The following is a 24,367-nucleotide window of genomic DNA, read 5'->3' as shown; positions in this document are numbered from 1 at the left end:
CCTCACTGGGTGCGGCGGATCGGGCCGAGGCGCTCGAGCTGGGTGACGTGCTGCGGGCCGAGCTCTTCCAGGCTGTGCGCGCCGAGAAGCTTCATGGTGCGCACCACCTGGTCGGACAGGATCTCGATGGTCTTGTCCACGCCCTGGCGCCCGCCGGCCATCAGCCCGTACAGGTAGGCCCGGCCGACCAGCGTGAACTTCGCCCCCAGGGCGATGCAGGCCACGATGTCGGCGCCGTTCATGATGCCGGTGTCGACCACGACCTCGACATCCTTGCCCACCTCACGGGCCACGTCGGGCAGCAGGTGGAACGGGATCGGGGCCCGGTCGAGCTGACGCCCGCCGTGGTTGGACAGCACGATGCCGTCCACCCCGAGATCGGCCAGCTTGCGCGAGTCCTCGACGGTCTGCACGCCCTTGATCGCGATCTTGCCGGGCCACATCTCGCGGATGATGCGCAGGTCCTCGTAGCTGATGGTCGGGTCCATCGCGAAGTCCAGCAGCTCACCCACCGTGCCGCCGGTCGACGACAGCGACGCGAACTCCAGCTTCGGCGTGGTCAGGAAGTCGTACCACCACCACGGCCGGACGCTGGCGTTGAGCACGGTGCCCAGGGTGATCTGCGGCGGGATCGAGAAGCCGTTGCGCTTGTCCCGCAGCCGGGCCCCGGCCACCGGGGTGTCCACGGTGAAGAACAGCGTGTCGAACCCGTTGGCGGCGGCCCGCTCGACCAGGCCGTAGGAGATCTCCCGCTGCTTCATCACGTACAGCTGGAACCAGTTGCGGCCGTTCGGGTTCGTGGCCTTCACGTCCTCGATCGACGTGGTGCCCAGCGTGGACAGACAGAACGGGATGCCCGCGGCCGCGGCCGCCCCGGCTCCGGCGTACTCGCCCTCAGTCTGCATCAGCCGGGTGAAACCGGTCGGCGCAATACCGAAGGGAAGCGCCGAGGGGCCACCGAAGACCGTGGTGGAGGTGTCCACCGCAGCCACATCGCGCAGCACCTGCGGGTGGAACTCGACGTCCTCGAACGCGCGGCGGGCCCGGTCCAGCGAGAGCTCGCCCTCGGCGGCCCCGTCGGTGTAGTCGAAAGCCGCCCGCGGCGTGCGGCGCTTGGCGATCGTACGGAGGTCGTAGATGGTCAGCGCCCTGTCCAGACGGCGCTTGCGGCCGTTGAACTCGGGCTTCTTGAACTTCATGAGCTCGAAGACCTCGGCGGGCTTCGGAACCTGACGTTGCACCACGGTGTGCCCTTCCTCAGCTGGCGCGGGGTTCGTGTCGGACGGGGGTGAAGGCCTGCGCCACCAGCTCGCGCAACTCGGCCAGCCCGCCCTCGGCCAGCCCGGCGGTACGGGCCTGGACCAGGATATTGCCGACCGCGGTGGCCTCGACCGGCCCGGCCAGCACCGGCAGCCCGCTGCGGTCGGCGGTGGCCTGGCACAGCAGCTTGTTCTGGGCGCCGCCGCCCACGATGTGGATCACCTCGACCCGCCGGCCGGCCAGCTCGGCGGCCTTGAGCACCGAGTCGGCGAAGGCCTGGGCCAGGCTGTCGATGATGGCGCGGGCGAACTGGGCGTGGGTGACCGGCGCGGGCAGGTCGTGCTCGGCGTACCAGGCGGCGATCCGCGCGGGCAGGTCGCCCGGGGCCATGAACCGCGGGTCGTTCACGTCGAACACCGCAGCCGCCGGGGGAGCCGCGGCGGCCTCGGCCAGCAGTTGCTCCAGGTTGCTGGAACGCTGGGCGCTGTTGGCGGCCCGGTCCCACGAGCGCACCGACTCCGACAGCAGCCACAGCCCCATCACGTTGTGCAGGAACCGGATCCGCCCGTCGACGCCGCCCTCGTTGGTGAAGTTGGCCTCGCGGGCGGCGTCGGAGAACACCGGCTCGTCGAGCTCCAGCCCGACCAGACCCCAGGTGCCGCAGGAGATGTAGGCGAAGTCGCGGCCGGTGTTCGGCACCGCGACCACGGCCGAGGCGGTGTCGTGCGAGCCGACTGTGACCACGTCCAGGGCCCGGCCGACCACGGTGGCCGCGTGCGCCCGCAAGGGGCCCACCGACGTCCCCGCATCGACCAGACCGGGCAGGATGTGCTGCGGGATCTTCAGCCCGGCCAGCAGTTCGGAGTCCCACTGCCCGTCGCGCGGGTTCAGCAGGCCGGTGGTGGAGGCGTTGGTGCGCTCGGCCACCTCGACGCCGGTCAGCCAGTAGGCCAGCAGGTCGGGCATCAGTAGCAGCCGGTCGGCCAGCTCCAGCCGCTCCTGCTCGCAGGCCAGCTGGAACACCGTGTTGAACGGCAGGTGCTGCAGCCCGTTGCGGCGGTACAGGGCCGCCGGGTCGTACTGCGCGTGAACCGTTTTCACGCCCTCGGCGGTGCGCTCGTCGCGGTAGTGGTAGGGCACCCCGAGCAGGGCGCCGCCGCGCAGCAGACCGTAGTCGACCGCCCAGGAGTCGATGCCGACGCTGATGATCTCGCCCGGTGACTGCCGCTCAGCCTCGGCCAGGCCGCCCAGCACCTGCTGGTACAGCTCCAGGGCGTTCCAGTGCAGACCGTCGGGCAGTTGCACCGGGTCGTTGGCGAAGCGCGCGACGTGCCGCATGCGCAGGCCGCCGTCCGCGATCGTCCCCAGGATCACCCGTCCGCTGGTGGCTCCCAGGTCGACTGCGGCGACCGTGCCGGCCGGGCCCTTCGCGAGGGCCCGGCCAGGAACAGGAACGCTCATCGCAGGAAGGCTGCCGCGACGCCGGAGTCGACCGGGACGTGCAGGCCGGTGGTGCGGCTCAGCTCGTCACCGGTCAGCACGAACACCGCGTCGGCGACGTGCTCGGGCAGGACCTCGCGCTTGAGGATGGTGCGGTTGGCGTAGAACTGGCCCAGGTCCTCCTCGGCCACACCGTAGGTGGCGGCCCGGTTGGCGCCCCAGCCGGAGGCGAAGATGCCCGAACCGCGCACCACCCCGTCCGGGTTCACGCCGTTGACCCGCACGCCGTAGGCGCCCAGCTCGACCGCCAGCAGCCGCACCTGGTGGGCCTGGTCGGCCTTGGTGGCGGAGTAGGCGATGTTGTTCGGGCCGGCGAAGACGCTGTTCTTGGACGAGATGTAGATGATGTCGCCGCCCAGGCCCTGCTCGATCAGCGCCTTGGCCGCGGCCTTGGACACCAGGAACGAGCCCTTGGCCATCACGTCGTGCTGCAGGTCCCAGTCGGCCTCGGTGGTCTCCAGCAGCGGCTTGGACAGCGACAGGCCGGCGTTGTTGACCACCAGGTCGAGGCCACCGAACGCCAGCAGGGCGTCGTTGACGGCGTTCTGCACGTCTTCCGCGGAGGAGACGTTGGCCGCCACCCCGATCGCCACGTCGCTGTTGCCGATCTCGGCCGCCGCGGCCTGGGCCTTGGCCAGGTCGAGGTCGGCGACCACCACGCAGGCGCCCTCGGCGGCCAGACGCTGGGCGATGGCCTTGCCGATGCCGGAGGCCGCACCGGTCACGAAGGCCACCCGGCCGGCGTGCGACTTCGGCTTGGGCATGCGCTTGAGCTTGGCCTCCTCCAGCGCCCAGTACTCGATGCGGAACTTCTCCGCGTCGGAGATGGGCGTGTAGGTGGACAGCGACTCGGCGCCACGCATCACGTTGATCGCGTTGACGTAGAACTCACCGGCCACGCGGGCGGTCTGCTTGTTCGCGCCGTAGCTGAACATGCCCACACCCGGCACCAGCACGATCAGCGGGTCGGCGCCGCGGATCGCCGGGCTGTTCTCGTCGGCGTGCGCCTCGTAGTAGGCGGTGTAGTCGGCCCGGTACTCCTCGTGCAGCTCCTTCAGCCGGGCGATGCTCTCCTCGACCGTGGCGGTGGCCGGCAGGTCGAGGATCAGCGGCTTGACCTTGGTGCGCAGGAAGTGGTCGGGGCAGCTGGTGCCCAGTGCGGCCAGCTCCGGCGCGCGCTCGCTGGCCAGGAAGTCCAGCACCACGTCGGAGTCGGTGAAGTGCCCGACCATCCGCTTGTCCTTGCTGGCGATCCCGCGCACGGTGGCGGCCAGGGCGGCGGCCTTGGCCCGGCGCTCGGTCTCGGGCAGGGCCTCGTAGCCGCTGCGCACCCCGCCGAACGGCTCCTTGGAGCCGTTGGCCTCGATGTAGGCGGCCGCGGTCTCGATGATCCACAGGGAGTTCTTCTCGGACTCCTCGCTGGTCTCGCCCCAGGCGGTGATGCCGTGGCCGCCCAGGATCGTGCCGATCGCCTGCGGGTTGGCCGCCTTGATCGCGGCGATGTCCAGGCCGAGCTGGAAGCCCGGGCGGCGCCAGGGCACCCAGACCACCTTGTCGCCGAAGATCTGCTTGGTCAGGGCCTCGCCGTCGGCGGCGGTGGCGATCGCGATACCGCTGTCGGGGTGCAGGTGGTCCACGTGCGCGGCGTCGACCAGGCCGTGCATCGCGGTGTCGATCGACGGTGCGGCGCCGCCCTTGCCGTGCAGGCAGTAGTCGAACGCGGCGACCATCTCGTCCTCGCGCTCGATCCCCGGGTACACGTCCACCAGGGCCTTCATCCGGTCCAGGCGCAGTGCGGCCAGGCCCTTCTCGGTCAGCGTGCCCAGGTCACCGCCGGAGCCCTTGACCCAGAGGAGTTCCACCGGCTGCCCGGTGACCGGGTCGGTCTCGGTGCCCTTGGCGGAGGTGTTGCCGCCGGCGTAGTTGGTGTTCTTCGGGTCGGCCCCGAGGCGGTTGCTGCGGGCGATCAGCGCGGCGACGGTCTCGTTCGTCATCTGTTCTGGATCCCTTGAATCGGTGTGACGGGAAACGGGATTGGCTCAGGCGCCCCAGCCGGCCTGGGTGCCGCCGACGCGCTCGGACTCGATCTGCTGCTGGTAGCCCGAGGCCAGGTAGGCCTCCATCGGGTCGGCCGGCAGGCCCCGGGTCTCGCGCCAGGCGGCCAGGTCGGCCCGGACATCGGTGTAGAAGGCGTCCATGAAGATCCGGTTGGCCTCGAGCACGTCACCGGACTCCTGCGCGGCGGTCAGCGCGGTGGTGTCGACCAGCAGCGCCCGCGCGGTCATCTCCTGCACGTTCAGCACCGAGCGGATCTGGCCGGGGATCTTCTGCTCGATGTTGTGGCACTGGTCGAGCATGAAGGCCACGTCCGGGTTGCCGTAGCCACCGCCGCGGATCACCTCGAACAGGATGCGGAACAGCTGGAACGGATCGGCCGCCCCGACGATCAGGTCGTCGTCGGCGTAGAAGCGTGAGTTGAAGTCGAAACTGCCGAGCTTGCCCAGCCGGAGCAGCTGCATGACGATGAACTCGATGTTGGTGCCGGGGGCGTGGTGGCCGGTGTCGAGGCAGACCACGGCGCGCTCACCGAGGGCGGCGACCTGGGCGTACGAGGTACCCCAGTCCGGCACGTCGGTGTGGTAGAAGGCCGGCTCGAAGAACTTGTACTCCAGCACCAGGCGCTGGTTCTCACCGATCCGCTCGTAGATCGTGGCCAGCGACTCGGCCAGCCGGTCCTGGCGGCCGCGCAGGTCGGCCTGGCCGGGGTAGTTGCTGCCCTCGGCCAGCCAGATCTTCAGGTCGCGGCTGCCGGTCGCGTTCATCACCTCGATGCACTCGAAGTGGTGGTCGATCGCCTTCTGCCGGACCGCCGCGTCGGTGTGGGTGAGCGCGCCGAGCTTGTACTCGTCGTCCTGGAAGGTGTTCGAGTTGATCGTGCCCAGGGCGACCCCGAGGTCGTCGGCGTGCTTGCGCAGGGCGTCGAAGTCCTCGACCTTGTCCCACGGGATGTGCAGCGCCACCGTGGGGGCCAGGCCGGTGTACCGGTGCACCTGCGCCGCGTCGGCGATCTTCTCGAACGGGTCGCGGGCGGTGCCGGCCGATCCGAAGACCTTGAAGCGGGTGCCCGAGTTGCCGAAGGCCCAGGAGGGAAGCTCGATCGCCTGCGCCGCGAGCTGCGGGGCGACATCGATGAGTCGAGACATGACGGCGTTGTCCGTTCGTCGCTGAAACGTTTCATGGGAACGTAGCACGGGCGGGCCTCGGGCTTCCAGAGGCAGTTACGAACAGATTGAGGACGTCGGTCAGCGGTCCGGCGGGAGCCTCGCCCGAAGGGCGTGTGGGCTCGGGTGAAGGGCCGGGATTGTGCTCCGGCGTCCGGAACGCACGACGGCTGGGGGCACCCGGACACGGGTACCCCCAGCCGTCGGCTGAAACGTCTCAGTCCACTTCAGTTCACTTGGCGGCCTTGTCCACCTCGTTGAGCAGGCCGGCCACCGTGCCGTCGATGTCGGTGCGGCCGGAGAACGAGATCAGGCTGCGCAGCGGCATGCTGCCCAGCAGCTTCTGGGTCTCCGGGTCACGCCACATGGCGCCCGCCTCACCCAGCCCGGACAGGAACTGCCCCAGCACGGCGGCGCCCTGCGGGTGCTGCATCCACTCCTCGAACGTCGCCTCCTTGCCCAGCTCGGGCTCCGGGGCGGGGACGTCGAGGGTGATCGTCTCGACCGCCCGCAGGTCCCGCGAGGACGCGCCGATCTGCACCACGAACTCACCGGGCTCGACCACCCAGCCGTTCGGCGACCAGAAGGCGAAGGCCCGCTCGTCCAGCTCCAGCCGCACCCGGCGGGACTCGCCCGCCTCCAGGCGCACCTTGGCGAACGCGCGCAGCTCGTGCACCGGACGGTCCACCCCGGCGACCGGGTCGCCGACGTACACCTGCACGACTTCGGCGCCCGCACGCGTCCCCTGGTTGGTGACCGTCACCTCGACCACCGCGGCGGCCACCGTGGGGTCCGGCACCGTCACCCTGGCGTCGGAGTAGCCGAACGTGGTGTAGCCCAGGCCGTGGCCGAAGGGGAAGGCGACGTCGCGGCCGGTGGTGTCGTACCAGCGGTAGCCCACGTAGAGCCGCTCGCCGTAGAACACCTTGCCCTGGTTGCCCGGCCAGTTCACGAAGGCGGGGGTGTCGCTCAGCTGCAGCGGCACCGACTCGGCCAGGCGGCCTTCCGGTTCCGCCGAGCCGAACAGGATGTCGGCCGTCGCACTGCCGCCGGCCTGACCGCCCAGCCAGACCTCCAGCACGGCGTCGGCGTTGCCGACCACCTCGCCCAGTTGCACCACGGCCCCGTTACTGAGCACCACGACCACCTTCGCCCCGGTGCCCCGCAGTGCGGCCAGCAGGCGCAGCTGGTTGGCGGGCAGATCCATGTGGGTGCGGTCGAAGCCCTCCGACTCCTCGGCGTCCGGCAGCCCCAGGAAGGCGAACACCACGTCCGCCCCGGCCGCGGTCTCGAGCGCCGCGGCCACCAGGGTCTCCTCGTCGGAACCGTCGAAGGCGAAACCGGGAGCGAAAACCACCTCACGACGGGTTGCCTCACCGATCGCGGTGAGCGCGTCGTCCAGCCGGGTCGGGTTGATGTGCGAGCTACCGGCGCCCTGATAGCGCGGCGTGCGGGCGAACTCGCCGACCACGGCGATCTTCCCGCCGTTCTCGGCGTCCAGCGGCAGCAGGGCGCCCTCGTTGGTCAGCAGCACCGAGCCGGCCGCCGCGGCCCGGCGGGCCAGCGAGTGGTGCTGCTCGGCGAGCTGTTCCACCGACTGCGGCGTCTCGTCCGCGGGCCGGGCGGCCCGCAGCCGCTCGTGGGTGGAAAGCACGTTCGAGACTGCGATGTCGAGAAGTGACTCCGACAGCGTTCCGTTGCGGACAGCGTCCACAATTGCTTTCGGGCCCCGCTCGCCGGAGGAGGGCATCTCCAGGTCCAGGCCGGCCGCGACCGCGGCCACCGGGTCGGCCACCGCACCCCAGTCCGAGACCACGTAGCCCTCGAAACCCCAGTCGCCCCGCAGGACGTCGGTGAGCAGCCAGCGGTTCTGCGAGGCGAAGGTGCCGTTCAGGCGGTTGTACGAGCACATCACGGTGGCCGGCTGGGCCTGTTGGACGGTGCGCTCGAAGGCCGGGAAGTAGATCTCCCGCAGGGTGCGCTCGTCGACCTCGGCGCTGATCCGCATCCGGTCGGTCTCCTGGTTGTTGGCGGCGTAGTGCTTCAGCGAGGCGCCAACGCCCTTGGACTGCACCCCGTTGACCCAGGCGGCGCCGAGTTCACCGGCCAGCAGCGGGTCTTCGGAGAAGTACTCGAAGTTGCGGCCGCACAGGGGGGAGCGCTTGATGTTCACGCCCGGGCCGAGCAGCACGTCCACGTCCAGCGCACGGGACTCGGCGCCCAGGGCCTGCCCGACCTGCTCCAGCAGTTCCGGGTCCCAGGTGGAGCCCAGGGCGGCGGCGGTGGGGAAGGCGGTGGCCGGGTGGGCGGCGTTGATGCCCAGGTGGTCGGCGCCGGCGGTCTGCATGCGCACGCCGTGCGGGCCGTCGGTCAGGGTGGCGCCCTCGATTCCCAGGCGCTCGACCGGGCGGGTGGTCCAGAAGGAGGCGCCGGAGACCAGCGAGGCCTTCTCCTCGAGGGTGAGCTCTTCGATCAGGGGGTGCGCCATGGGTTCTCCTCGTCGAGGTGTGGTCCTGTCCTGACCGTACCTCGAAATTCGACCACGTGGTCGAGGATGGGTCGACATCTTCGGCCGACGGTCGCTAACCTCACCGGAATGGCAGATCCCCCCACCCGCCGGCGCGGGCCGTACGCGGGCACGGCCGAGCGGCGCCGGGCGATCCTGGAGTCGGCCTTCGAGGTGTTCGCGAAGGTGGGCTACCGCAGCGGGTCGATGCGGGACGTGGCCCAGCGGATCGGGATCTCGCACACCACCCTGCTGCACCACTTCTCGTCCAAGAGCGAGCTGCTGGCCGGGGTGCTGGAGCTGCGCGACGAGTACGGCTCGACGGACTTCGCCGACGGCGGGCCGGGGATGCTGAGGCAGCTCGTCGAGGTGGTGCGGCGTAATCAGGACACCCCTGGGCTGACCGAGCTCTACTGCATCCTCTCGGCCGAGGCGACCGATCCCGAGCACCCGGCGCACGAGTACTTCCGGGGGCGCTACGCCCGGCTGACGGCCCGGCTGCACGAGCAGTTGCAGGAGATGGCGGCCCGGGGGGAGCTGCGCGACGGGGTCGATCCGGCCCTGGAGGCGCAGCGGATCATCGCGCTGATGGACGGGCTGCAGGTGCAGTGGCTGCTGAACCGCGAGTCGCTGGACATGGCCGAGCAGCTGCGCGACTACCTGCAGCGGCTTTCGGTGCCCGTGATCTGAGATACATCACCGATTGCGATCGCTCGACTACCCCGCGGTCGAGAGGGCTTGAGCTACGGGCACTCTGCGGTGACGGCTGCGTACGTAGCGCGATCCGGGGTGGGCTGGGGAGGTGATGGTCTCTTCGGTTTGCCATCCGTGCTGAAGGATCGAAATGTGCTGTCTCTCCAACAAAGGACGCCCGCAGGCGGCACCTTGTGAGGGTATGCACACTGCCGGGTGTGTTCTTGGAGCTTGGCGGGGTCAGTAATCTGTCGCCCTGTTTCTCTGGTCCGGTGTCTCGCCTGGGGGTGAAGTGGTCCAGGTGAAGCCAGAGATGAAGTTGTTTTGATGTGTTTTTAGGGGAATCGCAGGGACTCGCGCGGCATAATCGCTGCCGGTGAGCTTCTGGGGGGAGGCCTGTGTTCTGGGAACGGTTTGCGTCGCGCCTCAAGGTGCGCGGTGCGGGTGTGGTCGGGTGCGTGCTGGTCTTCGCGCTCGTGGTTGGGGCGGGGCTGATCGGCGCCCAGGCGACCGGTGCGGTGGTGCGCCTGCAGGACGGCGGGGCCTGGCTCGCGAACTTCGCGCAGGGCAGCGTCACCTGGGTCAACGGCTACGCCGGGCAGGCCGGTAAGACAGTCCCGATCGGCTCCCTGAGCTCCCCGTTCAAGGTCGTGCAGCGGCCCGACGGCGCCTACGCGGTCGACGAGAACGGCAAGGCGACCCTGATCGACGGGGCCCAGCTCGACGTCTCCGACCGGCCCAAGCAGCTCTCCAGCGGTGTGCGGGTGCTGGCCAACGGCGCCGCCACCTGGGTGCTCGACACCGAGAAGGCCCAGGTGCAGCGGGTCGACCCCGACTCGCTCGAGCCGATCGGTGAGCCGGTCGCGGTCGAGGGGGTCAGCCAGGCCGTCGTCGACAGCGAGGGCTACCTGTGGGCGGCCGTGCCCTCCCAGGGCGTGGTGGTGCGGATCGGTGACGGCGCGGTCGGCCGTACCGAGGTGGGCAGTGCCGGGCAGAACGTGACGGTGGCCGCCGACGAGCAGGGCGAGCGGGTCTTCGCGGTGAACACCACCGCGGGCTCCACGTTCTCGCTGCACGGTGACGGTGAGGCGCGCTCGTTCGAGCCGTTGCCCGAGGGCAGCGGCGGTAAGGGCCTGAAGGTCGACGTCGGTAACGACGGGCGGCTGCTGATCGGTCTGGACGGGCGGGCCGTGGTGGTTCCGGCCGACGGTGAGGGGCGCGCGGTCTCGCTGCCCTCCGGCACCAAGGTCGACCAGGTCGAGATCGTCTCCGGCATCGGCTACGTGGTCGACCGCGACTCCGACAGCCTGATCAAGGTGGACATGGGCGCCGGCACCGGCGCGGCCATCCCCAACGTCGGCAGCAAAGACCTCGACGACGTGGTGGCCCACGGAAACCTGCTGTACCTGAACGACTCCGGTGGCAACCAGGTCAAGGTGGTCAAGCCCGACGGCGTGATCGTGCCGATCGAGAAGTACCGGCCGGGCCAGAAGCCGTCGAAGAAGAAAAAGAAGAACCAGAACAACGAGCAGCAGCAGGCGCCGGAGACTCCCGACCCGCAGACGCCCGAGACGCCGGACAGCGAGAAGCCGGACGCCGAGCAGCCGCGCAACAACGACAAGAACGACAAGAACAAGGGCGAGCAGGACAAGCCCAAGCCCGGTCAGGACGACGAGGACCAGGGTGAGCCGCAGACGCCCGGGCCGGACGTCACGCCGATCGAGAACGACGGCCCGCCGGCGGTGGCCACGCCCGACCCGGAGGCCACCGGGCTGCCCGAGGTCACCGAAGAGCCGGAGCCCACGCAGGATCCGGAGCCGACCGAGGAACCGGCCGATCCGCCGCAGGCGCCGGTCGTGGCCGAGATGGTTCCGGAAGACGCTGCGGCCCTGGTCACCTGGGGCCCCGCGCAGGACCGCGGGTCCGAGATCACCGGCTACGCCATCGTGGTCGACAACCAGGCCATCGTTGAGGTCGGTGCCGGCGAGCGTCAGTACCGGCTCACCGATCTCACCAACGGCCAGCAGTACGGCGTGCAGGTGCGTGCCCTCAGCGCAGCCGGTGACGGTGACCTCTCCGCGGTGCGTTACGTCACGCCCAGCGCCGACCTGCCCGGTGTTCCGGGTGGGGTCAGTGCCACCGCGGGCGATGCTCAGATCACGGTGAAGTGGACGGCGGCGCAGGGCAATCGCACTGCGGTCCAGGGTTATACGGCGGCCGCGGTCACTACCGGCGGTAACCGCATCCCGGTCGAGGTCGTCGGCGCCAACGCCACTGAGGCCACGATCCCGGGGCTGACCAACGGCACCGGGTACACGGTCGAGGTGGCCGCGCGCTCGGGTGGCGGCGAGGGTGAGTACGGCCGTCCTGCCGATGGGCAGCCGGGCAGCGCTGGCAATCCGGTGGTGCCCGCGGGTGTGCCGGGTCAAGTCACGCTGGGCACCCCGGTCGCCGCGGTTGGCTCGGTCGACGTGAGCTGGCAGCCCGGCGCCAACGGCGGCAGCGCTATCACCGGTTTCCAGGTGCAGGTCGGTAACGGCGCGGTGCAGAACAAGGGTGCCGCGGAGCGCAAGCACACCGCCAAGGACGTTTCGGCCACCGCCGACACCACGGTGAAGGTGCGAGCGGTGAACGCCAAGGGTCAGGGGCCGTGGGCCTCGGTGGCGGTGCGGTCGAAGGAGCTGGCGCGCAAGCAGATGTACCAGTGCAAGAACCGCGAGGTCGGCGACATCTACATGCTCGACCTGGACTCGGACTGCAACAACCCCGAGGCCACGCGCTGGTACCAGGCCACGCCGATCTTCAAGGCGCTGTCCACCCAGCAGCCCGGCACGGTGCAGTTGATGCGCTGCATGATCACCAAGCCGCGGGGCATCATCCGGCAGCAGTTGCAGACCTGCCCGGCCGGCTCGGAGGCCAACGGTGGCACCGCGTTCTGGGCCTGGACCAGCGCCAACGCGAACGGCATCGAGATCCGGGAGTACCGCTACTCCGGGTCGGAGAACGGCGGCTACTACTACGCCCCGGTGGGTTCCGGCGCCCCGTCCGGGTTCGCCGCGACCGGTCGCTCGTTCTGGACGTGATCGGCTGCCCGGCCTGCGGGTGATCCGCAGGCCGGGCAGATCGGCCGTCTGCACCGGCGCAGCGGCCTCGTGTGCACCACCCGACGCAACGCACGACTCAGGAAAGCGCAGGAGACACGATGTCTGAACTTGCCGACATTGCCGGGAGTATCCGCTCCAGCGTGGAGCGGGCCCTCCAGGGCAAGCCGGAGGCCGTCCGGCTGGCGGTGATCACCCTGCTCAGTGAGGGGCACCTGCTGGTCGAGGACGTCCCCGGGGTCGGTAAGACCACGCTCGCCCGGGCGCTCGCGGCGAGCGTGGAGGGGCGCTGGCAGCGCGTGCAGTTCACCCCCGACCTGCTGCCCGCCGACGTCACCGGGATCACCGTCTACCACCAGCAGTCGGGGCGTTTCGAGTTCCGGCCCGGCCCGGTGTTCGCCAACCTGGTGCTGGCCGACGAGATCAACCGGGCCTCGCCGAAGACCCAGTCGGCGCTGCTCGAGGTGATGGAGGAGCGGCACGTCACCGTGGACGGCCGGGAGTACCCGGTGCCCCGCCCGTTCACCGTGGTCGCCACCCAGAACCCGGTCGAGATGGACGGCACGTTCCGGCTGCCGGAGGCCCAGCTCGACCGGTTCATGATGCGGATCAGCATCGGCTACCCCGACCCGGGCACCGAGTCGGCCATGCTCAAGTACGAGGCGGACGGCCCCACCGTGGCCTCGATCCGCCCGGTCATCGGCCTGGACGTGGTCCAGCAGATGATCACCCAGATCGCCAAGGTGCACGTGGCCGACGAGATCCGCGACTACATCGTGGCGGTCACCGGGGCCACCCGGCAGCTGCCGGAGGTGCGGATCGGGGCCAGCCCGCGCGCCGGCCTGGCCCTGCTGCGGGCCTCGCGCACCGCGGCGGCGATCGACGGGCGCGGCTTCGTGACCGCCGACGACGTGAAGTCGATGGCCTCGGCCGTGCTGGCGCACCGGCTGATCCTCACCCCGCAGGCCGAGCTGGCCGGCGTCACCGACTTCGACCTGGTCGACCGGGTGATCAGTGGCCTGCCCACGCCCACCTCGCTGGCCGCCGGGCAGGGTAACCGCCGGTGGTGATGACCGAGCCGGCCGGCGCCCAGCCGGCCGCCGGGCCCGCCGGTCCGCGTGGATCGCGTGGGGTGACCGGGCCGCAGTCCGCCCGCCCGGCTCCGGCCGGCCCGGGTGTGCCGCAGGGGCAGGCCGGCGGGGCCGCTGCGCCGGCGCTGGGCAGTCCGCTCGGTGGTGAGTCCGTCGATCTCGGCCGGATCCGGCTCAGCCCGGCCGGCAAGGGTCTGCTGGCGGTGGCCGTGGCCGGTCTGGTGGCCGGTTTCGGCTTCGGCTACGTCGAGCTGGTGGGGGTGGCGTTCGCCGCCGCGCTGCTCGTACTGGTCGCCGCGGCGCAGGTGCTGGCCCGGGTCTCGGTCCAGGTGGAGCGCAGCATCGCCCCGCAGCGGGTGTCGGTCGGCGAGAAGGCCATCGGCATGCTGCAGATCCGCATGGGGGGCCGGGGCCGTTCGATGCGCGCGGTCGACCAGGTGGGGGGCCGCAAGCACGAGATCCCGGTGCCGAAGGGCTCCAGCGGTGAGATGCGGCGGGTGGTCTACGACCTCGACACCAGCCGGCGGGGTGTGTTCCCGGTCGGCCCGCTGCGCCTGCACCAGCACGACCTGTGCGAGCTCGCCCACCGTCAGCGCGAGCTGGGCGGTGTGCTGCAGCTCATCGTGCGCCCGCGCACCTACCCGCTGAGCCAGCCCTCCCAGGGCCAGTCGCGCGACATGGAGGGCCCGCGCGCCAATTCCGGCGCCGAGAACGGGGTCACGTTCTCCGGTCTGCGCGAGTACGTGCCCGGCGACGACCTGCGCATCATCCACTGGAAGGGCCTGGCCCGCGGTGGGCCGCTGACCGTGCGCACGCACGTCGACAGCACCCGCAGCGACATCCTGATCCTGCTCGACGACCGGGCGAGTTCCTACCGCAGCGAGCACGACTTCGAGGAGGCGGTCTCGTTCGCCGCCTCGGTCGCCACCATGGCCCTGGCCGCGGCGGTCACCGTGCGGGTCAGCCCGGTCAGCGGCCGGGGCCTGGCCGGTTCGGCCTCGGCCATCCTCGACGGCCTGGCCGGGATCACCCTCGGCGAGCCCGGCCGGCCGGGCCACAACAACGGGCAGACCCTGGCCAGCGCTTCGCAGCGCACCTCGGGCGGCGGCCGCACGGCCGTGGCCATCCTCGGCCCCAACGCCCGGGACGAGCTCGCCGCGCTGGCCCCGCTGCGCCAGACCTGGTCCACCGTGCTGGCCGCGGTGGTCGATCCGGCCGCCCGCAACCAGCGCCCGAGCGCCGAGCCCGGCGTCGCCGTGCTCACCGAGGCCACCGCGTCCGAGCTGGCCGCGGCCTGGAACCGGAGGTGGGGATGAGCGCCCCGCCGATCGACGCCCCCACCCGCCGGGCGCCGAACGCCCCCAATCGTCAGCGCCCGCAGTCGGGTTCGGCTCAGCCTCCGGTCCAGAGCAGTAGCCACCAGTCCGGTGTGATTCTGCAGCGTCTGGTGCTGGGCCTGATCACCGTCCTGGCCGCCGCGGTGGCCTGGTGGCGCATCTACCCGCCGCTGTCCTTGCCGGTGCCCGCGCTGAGCGGAACCCTGCTGGGAGCCATGGCTGTGGTGTTCGCCGACCGGGCCACCGCCGGGCTGCCCGCCCTGCGTGGGCTCGCCCGGCTGGCCCTCGGGCTGGTCGCGGCCCTGGTGGCCGGGCTGATCACGGCCATGACGGTGGCCGTTCCCCGCAGCACGGCCCCGGCCGACGCGGTCACCGGTGTGATCGAGGCCGTCACCGGCGGTATTTCGCGCATCCTCACCACCACCCTGCCCGCGCCTCCGGCGGCCGACCTGCTGCCGCAGTTCGCCGTGCTGTGCGCCCTGGCCGCGGCCGCCACTGCGGCGATCGCCCGCAGCCGGGGCGGCCTGGCCCTGGCCGCCCCCGCGCTGTGCCTGCTGCTCACCGCGCTGATCTGCGGGGTCGGCGGCGCCGGCGATCCGCTGTGGGTCGCGCTGCCGTTCGTCCTGGCCACCGGCTTCCTCGTGCTCGCCCGGCCCAACCCGGTCTCCATCGCGGTGACCACCGTGGTGCTGGCCCTGGGCTGCGCCGGAGGGCTGGCCGTGGGCGGCCTCGCCCGCGAGCCGATGGATCCGCGCCACCTCACCGCCCCGCCGCTGAAGGCCGAGCAGCCCACCGCGCCGATGGACGAACTGGCCGGCTGGCTGCGGCACTCCGGCGACACCGCGTTCGAGGCCCAGGTCGACGCGGCCTGGCAGAAGAACCCCCAGCCCTGGCGCATCGCCACCCTCGACACCTACGACGGGATCCGCTGGAGCAGCAGCACCCCGGCCGTGCCGGTGGGCTACGACCTGCCCGAGTCCGAGGAGACCCGCCCGCCCCTGGCCCAGTCCGAGGTCAGTGTCACCCCGGTCGCCCTGGAGGGCGTCTACGTGCCGGTCACCGGCCGGGTCGGCCACCTGGCCCGCCCGGGCATGACGTACGACCTGCGCGCCGAGACCCTGGTCGATCCGGAAGGGCTCAACGGCACCTACGAGCAGACCGTCACGCTGGGCGAGACCGAGAAGGAGAGCCTGGCCGGAACAGCCGCCGGGCGGGCCGGGTCCGGCGACCCCAGCCGCTCGCTGGAGGGCTGCACCGACGGCCAGATCGTCCGGCTGGCCCAGTCCGCCGTGGCCGGCGCCGACGGCCGTCCGCTCAGCCAGGCCCTGGCCCTGCAGACCTGGTTCAGCCAGTCGTCCGGCCTGAAGCTCGACCCGGAGGCCATGCCCGGCCACAGCTGCGGCCGGGTCCTGGAACTGTTCGGCGCGAACGGTTCCGGCAACGGTAACAACGGCAACGACGCGAACCAGGGCAACGGCACCCCCGACCAGTTCGCCACCGCCTACGTGCTGATGGCCCGCAGTCTCGGCCTGCCGGCCCGGGTCGCGGTGGGCTTCGCAGCGGGCCGGGCCGACGAGTCCGGCAAGGTCACCGTGAGCTTCGGCGACGCCGACGCCTGGCCGGAGATCTGGTTCCAGGGGCAGGGCTGGGTGCCGTTCTCGGCCACGCCCGACCGCTCCGGCTCCAGCGCCCCGCTGGAGCAGGAGGAACAGCAGCAGGAACAGCCCACCCAGCAGCCCGAACCGCCGAAGGAGGAGCCGGCCGACACCGGCCCGCCGCAGGAGGGCAGCCTGGACCAGGCCGGTACGGCCGAGGCCGAGACCACCGACTGGACGCCGCTGATCGCCGCGGTGGCCGTCGTGCTGGCGTTGCTGCTCGCCCTGCCCGTCGTGGGCGCGGTCGTGAACGTCCTGCGCCGACGTCGTCGCCAGGCCGCCGGTGCCCTCGGCGCCTGGGCCGAACTGCTCGACCGGCTGGCCGATCTCGGCCATCCCAGCGCCGGGCGCACCTCGCTCGAGGTGCGCAGACTGCTGACCGGGGTGGAGCCGGGCACCGGGCGAGACGTGGACGCCCTCGGCCGCCTGGTCGACGCACAGGTCTACGGCGGCTCCTCGCGCGGCGCGGATCCGCAGGCCTGGGGCCATCTCCGGCAGATCGAGAAGGCCCTGGCCCCGCACCGGCCCTGGGCCCGTCGCCTGGCGCGCGCGGTCGACCCGCGCCCGAGGAGGTGGGCATGAGCGAGCACCTCGGTGCCCCCGGCGGCGCCCAGATCGGCGACGTGATCCCCGAGCTCGACGGCCTGGTCGGTATGGAGGCCGTGGCCAGCGGCGGGTTCAGCGTGATCTACCGGGCCTTCCAGCCCGCGCTGAACCGCACGGTGGCGGTCAAGATCATGAGCGCCGACGGGGTGGACCGCCGCGACCGCGAGCGCTTCAGCCGGGAGATGGGCCTGACCGGCAAGCTCGGCACCCACCCGAACATCGTCGACGTGTACCAGCACGGCCTGACCCGTCACGGCCAGCCGTACCTGATGATGCCCTGGTACGACGGCGGTTCCCTGGCCGACGGCCTGCGTGACAGCGGCCCGATGCCCCCGCCGGTCCTGCTGCGCCTGGCCATCAAGATGGCCTCGGCGCTGGGCTACGCCCACAGTCACGGGGTGCTGCACCGCGACGTGAAGCCGGGCAACATCCTGCTCACCGCGCTGAACGAGCCGGTGCTCGCCGACTTCGGCATCGCGGTGGACGCACGGCAGGCCGGGAACGCGACCGTGGCCTGGACGCCGAACCACGCTGCGCCCGAGGTGCTCTCGTACGAGGAACCGACGGCCCAGTCCGACCTGTGGGCCCTGGCCTCCACGCTGTACACCGCGCTGGCCGGCCGCCCGCCGTACCCGGTCGACCCGGGCAACACCCTGCTCTCGATCCAGCAGCGCTTCCGCTCTGCCCCGCCGCCTTTCGTGCGTACAGTCGTGCCTGCTTCCCTTTCGCAGGCCCTCACCGAGGCGCTCGCCCCGGCCCCCAAGGACAGGCCGGCCGACATGGCCGAGTTCATCGTGGGCCTGCAGGCGGTGGAGCGGGAGCTGGGGCTTCCGGTCACCGTGCCTCCGGGCCTGGCGCCGGTCGCTGACGCCAGCCGGGCTCGCCCCACCGGCCCGGAGCCCTCCACCCTGGTACCTGGGCGCCCCGGCGACACCTCCGGGCCCGGGGGTTCTGGTGGGCGCGGTGGCGCGAACGGGCAGGGGCCGCACGGCGATCAGTCGTGGTCCGACGAGTCCTGGTCCGGTCAGCCCTGGTCCGACCCGTCCCGGCACACCACAGGCCCAGGAGCAGACACTGGTCACGGCGCTGGCCCGGGTCAGGCCGGTAGACCTGGTACGGCAGGCGGTTACGGCGCGGTCGGCCACGCCCGTGGCAACGGCAACGGCAACGGCTACGGCGGTGGTGACGGCTACTCGGGCGGCAACGGCTCTGCGGGTGGCAGCGGCTTCGGCGGTGGTGACGGCTACGCAGGTGGCCACGGCTCCACAGGTGGCAGCGGCTTCGGCGGTGGTGACGGCCACGCAGGTGGCCACGGCTCCACAGGTAGCAGCGGCTACGGCGGCGACAACGGCTACGGCAATGGCTACGCAGGCGGCAGCGGCACCACGGGTAGAAGTGACCGCCAGGGCGAGCCCGGCAGTGGGCCCCTCGGTGGTCATGGGCAGACCGGTGGTCAGGGGCAGTTCGATGGCCGGCCCGGCAGCCAGGGCCAAACGGGTGGGCAGGGGCAGCCTGGCGGCTCGGGGAAGTCCGGCGGTCTGAGCCAGACCGGTAATCCCTGGCCGGGGTCCGCCTCCTGGCAGCCCGACGACTCGTGGCAGGCCGAGACTCCCTGGCCCGGCATGCCCACCGACGGGGCCGGTATCACCGACCAGGCCACCCACCTCGGCCAGGACAGCCAGGCCGGAAAGAAGGGCCGGTTCGGCCGACGGGGACGGGCGGCCCAGTCAGACCCAGGAAGCCAGAGCGGCCCCGGCAACCAGAGCGGCCCCGGGAGCCAGAGCGGCCCCGGAAATCAGAGCGGCCAGGGAAGCCTGAGCGGCCCCGGGAACTACGGCGGCCCGGGAAACCGGAACGCGCAAGGGAACTCGAGCGGCCACGGCAACCAGAGCGGCCTGCTGGGCCAGAACGGCCAGGGGAGCCAGGGCGGCCAGAACGGTCAGGGCAGCCAAGGCGGCCACCCGGGCCAGAACGGCCGCGCTCACCAGGGCGGGTGGCCGGGGCACGAGGTGCAGGCCGGGCCGGGCAACCAGCACGGCGCGTACAACCAGGTGGGCCACCGCGGTCGTCCCGATTCGGCGCAACCCGCGCCACCCGTCCCTCAGTTCAATGCCGTTCTTCCCAACGAGGGCACCCAGATCCCCGACGGCGTGACCGTCGTGGTCGGTGGCCGCCGTCCCAAGGAGAAGGCCGGCTGGTCGTGGAAGCGGCGCCTGCTCACCTCCACCGTGGGTGGTCTGGTCACCGTCGCCGCGGTCGTGGTCGGTCTCTCGGTGATGGCTCCGGACAAGCCCGACGAGTCGGTCACCCCGCAGGAGTCGCCGGCCACCTTCGTGCCGCCCACGGTCAGCGGTCTGCGGGCCACCGACCGCAGCCCCACCAGCATCACCATCACCTGGCACTCGCAGGGGCCCTACGAGAACGCGCACCGCGTGGTGGTCGAGAAGGGCGAGACCATCTGGCTGGAGCCCGAGCAGATCCAGGCCGGCGCGTACACGCTCACCGGCCTGAAATCCGGCCACAAGTACTGCATGACGGTCGACGTGTACTACCGGGCGCCCACGTCCGACACGGCGGCGGCCGACGACAAGCCGGAGTACGCCGTCTCCTCGTCCGAGCGCAAGTGCTTCTCCACCCGCAAGTGAGTTCCACCCACAGCTTCCACACCGGAAACCGTTAACGCAGAGGGGTAACCATGAGTATCAACGTCCGTTACGAAGACCTGCAGAGCACGGCCACCCAGCTGAACGCCGGCCGCGAAGAGATGATCGCCAACCTGAACCGGCTCAAGGGCCTGGTCGACGGTCTGGTCGCCAGCGGGTTCGTCACCGACCAGGCCTCGGGCCGGTTCCAGCAGTCGTACCAGCAGTGGAACACCGGCGCCAGCAACGTGATCCAGGGCCTCGAGGGCATGAGCGCCTTCCTGAACCAGGCCATCGCCCGGCACCAGCAGCTCGACTCCGAGCTGGGTTCCGCCGCCGGCGCCTGAGCCGAGCCCTGAGCCGAGCACAGAACAGAAACACGCGTCGTGCCCCGGCGCCGGGTGTTGTGGAAGGCACCCGAGCGCCGGGCAGGCGTACTACGAACGCGCCGCTCAGGCTACGCCCGCGGCCTGGATCGGCTGCACCGACCGGCGGACGGCCAGGTAGCCCCGCCCGGGCGGCACCGGCAGGATCTGGTCGCGCTCCAGCGTGAAGCCCAGCTGGCGGGCGGCGAAGACCCCGGTGGGGGCCAGCACCAGACGGGTGCCGTTCTGGATCGACGTCTCCACCACCCGCGCCAGTGAGCGCACCGAGCCCTCGAGCACCGGCCCGGCGTCACCGCACAGCACCAGCGCCCGGGTGCCGGCCGAGGCCGGATCGGCCAGATCCTCGAGCAGCGTGGGGGCGGGGGCGAAGTTCTCGATCCGCGCCTCGATCTTCATCTGGTCGAAGTCGTCCACCACCACCGCGTGACGTCCCCCCTCGAAGGGGGCCACCGCCGTCCTCAGTTTCTCGTCGTTCCAGGTGGTTCCGGACAGCACGGTCAACTGCGGCGACAGCCCGGCCAGGGTCTGCAGCGGCGAGCGCGGCGGGGCGATGGCCAGCACCGGGACGCCCACGTGCAGCAGCGACTGCACGATCGCGTTGGCGCTGGTGCTGCGGCCGCTGCCCTCGGGCCCGCTGATCAGCAGCAGGTGCGGGTCGTCGCCGAACAGGTCCACCCCGAGTGGTTCGATGTGCGCCCCACCGCGTCCCAGCGGGATCCAGGTGGGGCTGGGCACGTTCTGCCAGAGGATGCGCTCGCCCAGCGGCACGTGCACCGGCAGCGCCGCGAGAGCGCGCGGCGCACTGGTCAGGCTGTGGGCCTCGCGGGTGCGGGCGGTGAAGTCGGCCTCGTCCACCTGGAAGATCTGCACGTGGCAGCCGGTGGCCGTCTCGATGCCGCGGCCGGGCAGCCGGGGCGGCGGGCTGAACTGACCGCCGATCGCGGCCCGGCGGGCCGACTCGTTGGGGAAGGCCAGCAGGACGCGCCGGTTGAACAGGTCGGGCAGCCGGCCGTTGATCATCACCTGACCGCCGGTGACCACGACGTGCACGCCCACCGGGGGACCGCCCTGGATCACCTCGTAGAGCATGGTGAGGACGCTGGTCTCGTCGAACAGGCCCTGGTTGCGGTTCTCCAGGCCTTCCCAGCCGTCGACCAGGACCACCAGGGCCGGTCTCGGGGCGCCCGAGGCGAACCGTTCCCTCGTCCGTTTCTGGACCTCCTCGGCCAGCCAGGTGACCAGGCGGCGGATCCGGTCGGGCTCGCCGATGTGCATCACCGCGCCGGTGTGCGGCAGGGCCGCGCAGGCGTTGAGTTCGCCCTCGCGGTTGGCCACCACGTACAGGTGCACCTGGTCGCTGCGGTGGATCGAGACGCCGTTGATCAGGGCGCGCAGGGCGTTGGTGCGCCCGGACTGCGGGCCGCCGGCGATCATCCAGCGGTCGGTGCCGGCCAGGTCGAGGGCCAGGACCGGCTGCTCCTGGTTCTCCGGGTCGTCGGCCACGGCGAAGGCCAGGGACCCGGGCGGCGCCATCCGCAGGTTGCCGGTGCGCAGCAGGGCGGGCAGCGGGGGCAGCAGCGGCCGCTTCATCGGCGGCAGGTTCGCCGCCCGTGAGGCCGCCTCGACCGCGGCGATGGACAGGGTCTGGTCGGTCTCGCCCCGCACCGGGCCGCCTCCGGCCGAGGGCCGGGGCAGGCCCAGCTGCGACCAGTCCACGTGCCGTACCGAGGCGGGCGGGGCGGTGCCGTCGGGCGGGGGATCGCCCAGGTAGCCGGACTGGAACGGCCGGGGCTGGCGGCTCTCGTCGAGGGTGCACAGGATCAGCCCGCGGCCCTTGAACCGGCCGGGGATGCCCACCGCGTCCGGGGTCCCGAGCACCTCGACGCTGTCGGACTTCTCGTTCTGGCGCAGGGTGATCCGCAGGCTGATGTTGTTCTTCATCTCCGGCGAGAGCTTGCCCTGCAGCGACTGGGTGGCGAAGACCAGGTGCATGCCCAGCGAGCGGCCCTTGCCGGCCACCGCCATCAGTTCCTTGGGGAAGTCGGGCGAGGTGTCCATCGCCCGCGCGTACTCGTCGAACACCATGACCAGGCGCGGCAGCGCGGGCATCCGCGGATCGCTGCGGCGGGCCTTCCAGTAGTTGTCGATCTCACCGCCGTGCCGGCCGAGCATCGACTCGCGCCGGCGCACCTCGGCCCGCACCGAGGCGAGCACCCGCTGGGCGGCGGCCTCGTCGAACTTCTGGGCCGGGTCGTCCTCGGTGTTGCGGATCAGCGCGACCACGTGCGGGCAGTGCTCGAAGGGCAGGAACGCGCTGCCGCCCTTGAAGTCGACCAGCACCAGGTTCAGCTCGTCCGGGCGGTTGGCCAGCAGCAGCGAGGTGACCAGGGTCTGCAGCAGGATGCTCTTACCGGCGCCGGTGGCCCCGGCCAGCATGGTGTGCGGGCCCTGCCCGGCCAGGTCGACGGTGACCGGGCCCTGCGCGTCGGCGCCCAGCGGCACCTCCAGCTGGGGGCCGGGGTGCTCGTCCCAGAGCTTGAGCACGTCTTCCGGGGTGGGCCGGGCCAGGCCGACCAGGTCGAGGAAGCGCTGCGGGTAGGGCAGGGCGCCCGGGTCGTCGCGGGCGCTGAGCCGGTCACGCATCGGGGCCAGGGCCCGGGCCAGCACCTCGGCCTGGCGGCTGCTGAAGCGCTCGGGCACGATCGCGTCGGCCGTGCCGGACCGGTCGCCCCAGGCGGTGACCGTGTCACCGTCGAGCCGCACCAGGCCCCGGCAGTCGATCATGTCGCGGGTGTCGATGCAGATCGAGTAGACCCCGACCTCGGGCCCGTCGTGCAGCACCTCGCGGATGCCGGGCACCTTGCGCATCGACAGCGCGCCCTGCAGCACCACCACCACGTGCTGGTCGATGCGGGCGTTGTGCACCTCGCGCAGCGCGTCCTGGCGGATCGCGATGAGCTGCTTGAGCTCGTCCAGGCGGGCGCCCCGGGTGGCCGGGGTGACCCCGATCGCGCACGGCGTCTCGCCGCCGTCACCGGCCACCACGTGCGGCAGCCAGCGTGTCCAGGCCAGGTCGGGGTCACCGTCGGGGGTGAGCACCACGATCCGCAGATCGGCCGGGCTGCGCAGGGTGGCGAGCTGGGTGAGCAGCCAGTTGGCCACCTGGGTGGTGCGCTCGGGCGGCCCGACCAGGCCCAGCACACCGGTGGCGCGCAGGTCGACGGTCCAGGGCACGCCGCGCAGCCACGGGTCCTCGAACCCGACCCAGGGCTCACCGCGCAGCGTGATCGAGGCCGGCCGGTCGTACCGGCCGACCCGCAGCAGCAGCGCCTCGTCGGACTGGCCGTCGCGGGGCCACAGCCCGCGCACCGAACCGGAGGCGATCAGCGCGATGCTCTCCGGGTCGGGGGCCTGGGCGTGACGCACCTGGATCTCGGTGACCGTGGCCTGGTCGATCTGGCCGGCCACCCGGCTGCGGGAGTTCTCGAACTTCTCCATCCGCTCGCGGCGGGCCCGGCGCTCGAAGAAGGCCGTGGCGCCCATCGTGATCGGGGTGAAGGCGGCGAACAGCAGCATCGCCGGCTGCTTCATGATCAGGGCCATCGCGACCCCGAGCAGCATCGGCACGAACATGGCCACGACCATGGCGCCCTTGCTGCTGCCCTCGGCCGGGGCGCTGGGGAAGCTCAGGTCGAGGGGGGAGACCCGGGGCGTGGGCGCGTAGGCGCGGTCGAACTCCAGGTGCGCGTCGGTGGTGCGGCTCAGCTGCACCGGCGGTCCGGGGGAGGCGATCACCTGCAGCACGTCGTCGCCGACCTGGAACCGCTGACCGGGGGCCAGGAATCGGGGGGCACCGATCCGCTCGCCCTCCACGGTGATCCCGTTGGCCTGGTCGGCGGCCTCGGTGACCTGGATCGTGATGCCCTCGCGGGCCGCCGAGATGTGCGCGTGCTCGCGGGAGATCTTGGGGTCGCGCAGTTTCACGTCGGCCCCGGCCGAGCGCCCCAGCGTGCTCGTGCCCTCGGGCAGGAACAGGGAGCGCCCGGCGTCGGGGCCGCTGAGCACCAGCAGGCGGGCAACCAGGTTGGGCGCCACCGGCCGGGTCAGCGGCCCGGGCTGCCCGATGGTCAGGTACGAGCCGACCGTGAGCGGGCTGTTCTCGATGACCTCGTCGGGGTCGAGCCACTCGTGCCCCACGTAGCAGGGGCGATCGCCCACACGGAAGGGCAGCGCCGCCAGCAGCGAGCGCACGGTGCTCTCGCCGGACGCGCTGATCTCGACGTCGTGCTCCGCCCCGCCCTGTGGATCGAGCTGTGGATCGAGCACCGTCAGCCGGATGATCAAACCGTTTCCCCCACGGATCGGCCTA

The 24,367-nt window shown here is 71.7% G+C and carries 13 protein-coding genes; 7 read left to right on the top strand and 6 right to left on the bottom strand.

Going from position 1 to position 24,367, the window contains the following annotated elements:
- Positions 1–2: 2 nt before the first annotated feature.
- The 5 genes from QSK18_RS19870 to QSK18_RS19850 all read right to left on the bottom strand — a co-directional run bounded on the left by QSK18_RS19870 (position 3) and on the right by QSK18_RS19850 (position 8,469).
- Complete coding sequence (locus QSK18_RS19870; RefSeq protein WP_232809504.1) at positions 3–1,244, bottom strand: alpha-hydroxy acid oxidase; 1,242 nt, start codon at positions 1,242–1,244, stop codon at positions 3–5.
- A 13-nt stretch (positions 1,245–1,257) separates the two neighbouring features.
- Entirely contained in the window at positions 1,258–2,721 is a 1,464-nt protein-coding gene (locus QSK18_RS19865; protein ID WP_232809505.1) for a rhamnulokinase, read from the bottom strand.
- On the bottom strand, positions 2,718–4,754 hold the full coding sequence (locus QSK18_RS19860) for a bifunctional aldolase/short-chain dehydrogenase (RefSeq protein WP_232809506.1): 2,037 nt from the start codon (positions 4,752–4,754) through the stop codon (positions 2,718–2,720). The genes QSK18_RS19865 and QSK18_RS19860 overlap by 4 nt, the downstream gene beginning before the upstream one ends.
- 45 nt (positions 4,755–4,799) lie before the next feature.
- On the bottom strand, positions 4,800–5,963 hold the full coding sequence (rhaI, locus tag QSK18_RS19855) for an L-rhamnose isomerase (RefSeq protein ID WP_285621548.1): 1,164 nt from the start codon (positions 5,961–5,963) through the stop codon (positions 4,800–4,802).
- A 250-nt stretch (positions 5,964–6,213) separates the two neighbouring features.
- Positions 6,214–8,469, bottom strand: coding sequence for a glycoside hydrolase family 3 C-terminal domain-containing protein (locus QSK18_RS19850; RefSeq protein ID WP_285621545.1), 2,256 nt, complete (start codon positions 8,467–8,469; stop codon positions 6,214–6,216).
- A gap of 108 nt (positions 8,470–8,577) precedes the next feature.
- Here QSK18_RS19850 and QSK18_RS19845 point away from each other — a divergent pair, with 108 nt between their 5' ends.
- From QSK18_RS19845 to QSK18_RS19815, 7 genes are all read left to right on the top strand, one after another.
- Entirely contained in the window at positions 8,578–9,177 is a 600-nt protein-coding gene (locus tag QSK18_RS19845) for a TetR/AcrR family transcriptional regulator (protein WP_232809509.1), read from the top strand.
- 401 nt (positions 9,178–9,578) lie between these two features.
- The gene (locus QSK18_RS19840; RefSeq protein ID WP_285621542.1) at positions 9,579–12,263 is read left to right on the top strand and encodes a fibronectin type III domain-containing protein; all 2,685 of its coding nucleotides are present in this window, start codon (positions 9,579–9,581) and stop codon (positions 12,261–12,263) included.
- Between the two features lie 119 nt (positions 12,264–12,382).
- Positions 12,383–13,351 carry an AAA family ATPase gene (locus QSK18_RS19835; protein ID WP_232809511.1) on the top strand — a complete coding sequence of 323 codons (969 nt, stop codon included), beginning with the start codon at positions 12,383–12,385 and terminating at the stop codon, positions 13,349–13,351.
- Positions 13,351–14,688, top strand: a complete 1,338-nt coding sequence (locus QSK18_RS19830; RefSeq protein WP_285622049.1) for a DUF58 domain-containing protein — start codon at positions 13,351–13,353, stop codon at positions 14,686–14,688. The genes QSK18_RS19835 and QSK18_RS19830 overlap by 1 nt, the downstream gene beginning before the upstream one ends.
- On the top strand, positions 14,685–16,946 hold the full coding sequence (locus QSK18_RS19825) for a DUF4129 domain-containing transglutaminase family protein (protein WP_232809512.1): 2,262 nt from the start codon (positions 14,685–14,687) through the stop codon (positions 16,944–16,946). The genes QSK18_RS19830 and QSK18_RS19825 overlap by 4 nt, the downstream gene beginning before the upstream one ends.
- A complete protein-coding gene (locus QSK18_RS19820; RefSeq protein WP_285621539.1) occupies positions 16,943–19,615 on the top strand; it encodes a protein kinase domain-containing protein in 2,673 nt (890 codons plus the stop codon). The genes QSK18_RS19825 and QSK18_RS19820 overlap by 4 nt, the downstream gene beginning before the upstream one ends.
- A 50-nt stretch (positions 19,616–19,665) precedes the next feature.
- The gene (locus QSK18_RS19815) at positions 19,666–19,959 is read left to right on the top strand and encodes a WXG100 family type VII secretion target (RefSeq protein ID WP_232809514.1); all 294 of its coding nucleotides are present in this window, start codon (positions 19,666–19,668) and stop codon (positions 19,957–19,959) included.
- 105 nt (positions 19,960–20,064) lie between these two features.
- On the opposite strand, the gene QSK18_RS19810 is transcribed toward QSK18_RS19815, so the two are convergent.
- Positions 20,065–24,342 carry an FtsK/SpoIIIE domain-containing protein gene (locus QSK18_RS19810; protein ID WP_285621536.1) on the bottom strand — a complete coding sequence of 1,426 codons (4,278 nt, stop codon included), beginning with the start codon at positions 24,340–24,342 and terminating at the stop codon, positions 20,065–20,067.
- Positions 24,343–24,367 lie beyond the last annotated feature (25 nt).

This window comes from Kineosporia sp. NBRC 101677 (assembly GCF_030269265.1).
Taxonomy (GTDB): domain Bacteria; phylum Actinomycetota; class Actinomycetes; order Actinomycetales; family Kineosporiaceae; genus Kineosporia; species Kineosporia rhizophila.
Note: the sequence above shows the minus strand (reverse complement) of the source record. Positions and strands in the feature narration are given on the sequence as shown.

Coding starts and splice junctions, on each gene's coding strand:
- QSK18_RS19865 (WP_232809505.1), bottom strand. CDS start 2,721: ATGAGCGTTCCTGTTCCTGGCCGGGCCCTCGCGAAGGGCCCGGCCGGC.
- QSK18_RS19860 (WP_232809506.1), bottom strand. CDS start 4,754: ATGACGAACGAGACCGTCGCCGCGCTGATCGCCCGCAGCAACCGCCTC.
- rhaI (WP_285621548.1), bottom strand. CDS start 5,963: ATGTCTCGACTCATCGATGTCGCCCCGCAGCTCGCGGCGCAGGCGATC.
- QSK18_RS19850 (WP_285621545.1), bottom strand. CDS start 8,469: ATGGCGCACCCCCTGATCGAAGAGCTCACCCTCGAGGAGAAGGCCTCG.
- QSK18_RS19845 (WP_232809509.1), top strand. CDS start 8,578: ATGGCAGATCCCCCCACCCGCCGGCGCGGGCCGTACGCGGGCACGGCC.
- QSK18_RS19835 (WP_232809511.1), top strand. CDS start 12,383: ATGTCTGAACTTGCCGACATTGCCGGGAGTATCCGCTCCAGCGTGGAG.
- QSK18_RS19830 (WP_285622049.1), top strand. CDS start 13,351: ATGACCGAGCCGGCCGGCGCCCAGCCGGCCGCCGGGCCCGCCGGTCCG.
- QSK18_RS19825 (WP_232809512.1), top strand. CDS start 14,685: ATGAGCGCCCCGCCGATCGACGCCCCCACCCGCCGGGCGCCGAACGCC.
- QSK18_RS19820 (WP_285621539.1), top strand. CDS start 16,943: ATGAGCGAGCACCTCGGTGCCCCCGGCGGCGCCCAGATCGGCGACGTG.
- QSK18_RS19815 (WP_232809514.1), top strand. CDS start 19,666: ATGAGTATCAACGTCCGTTACGAAGACCTGCAGAGCACGGCCACCCAG.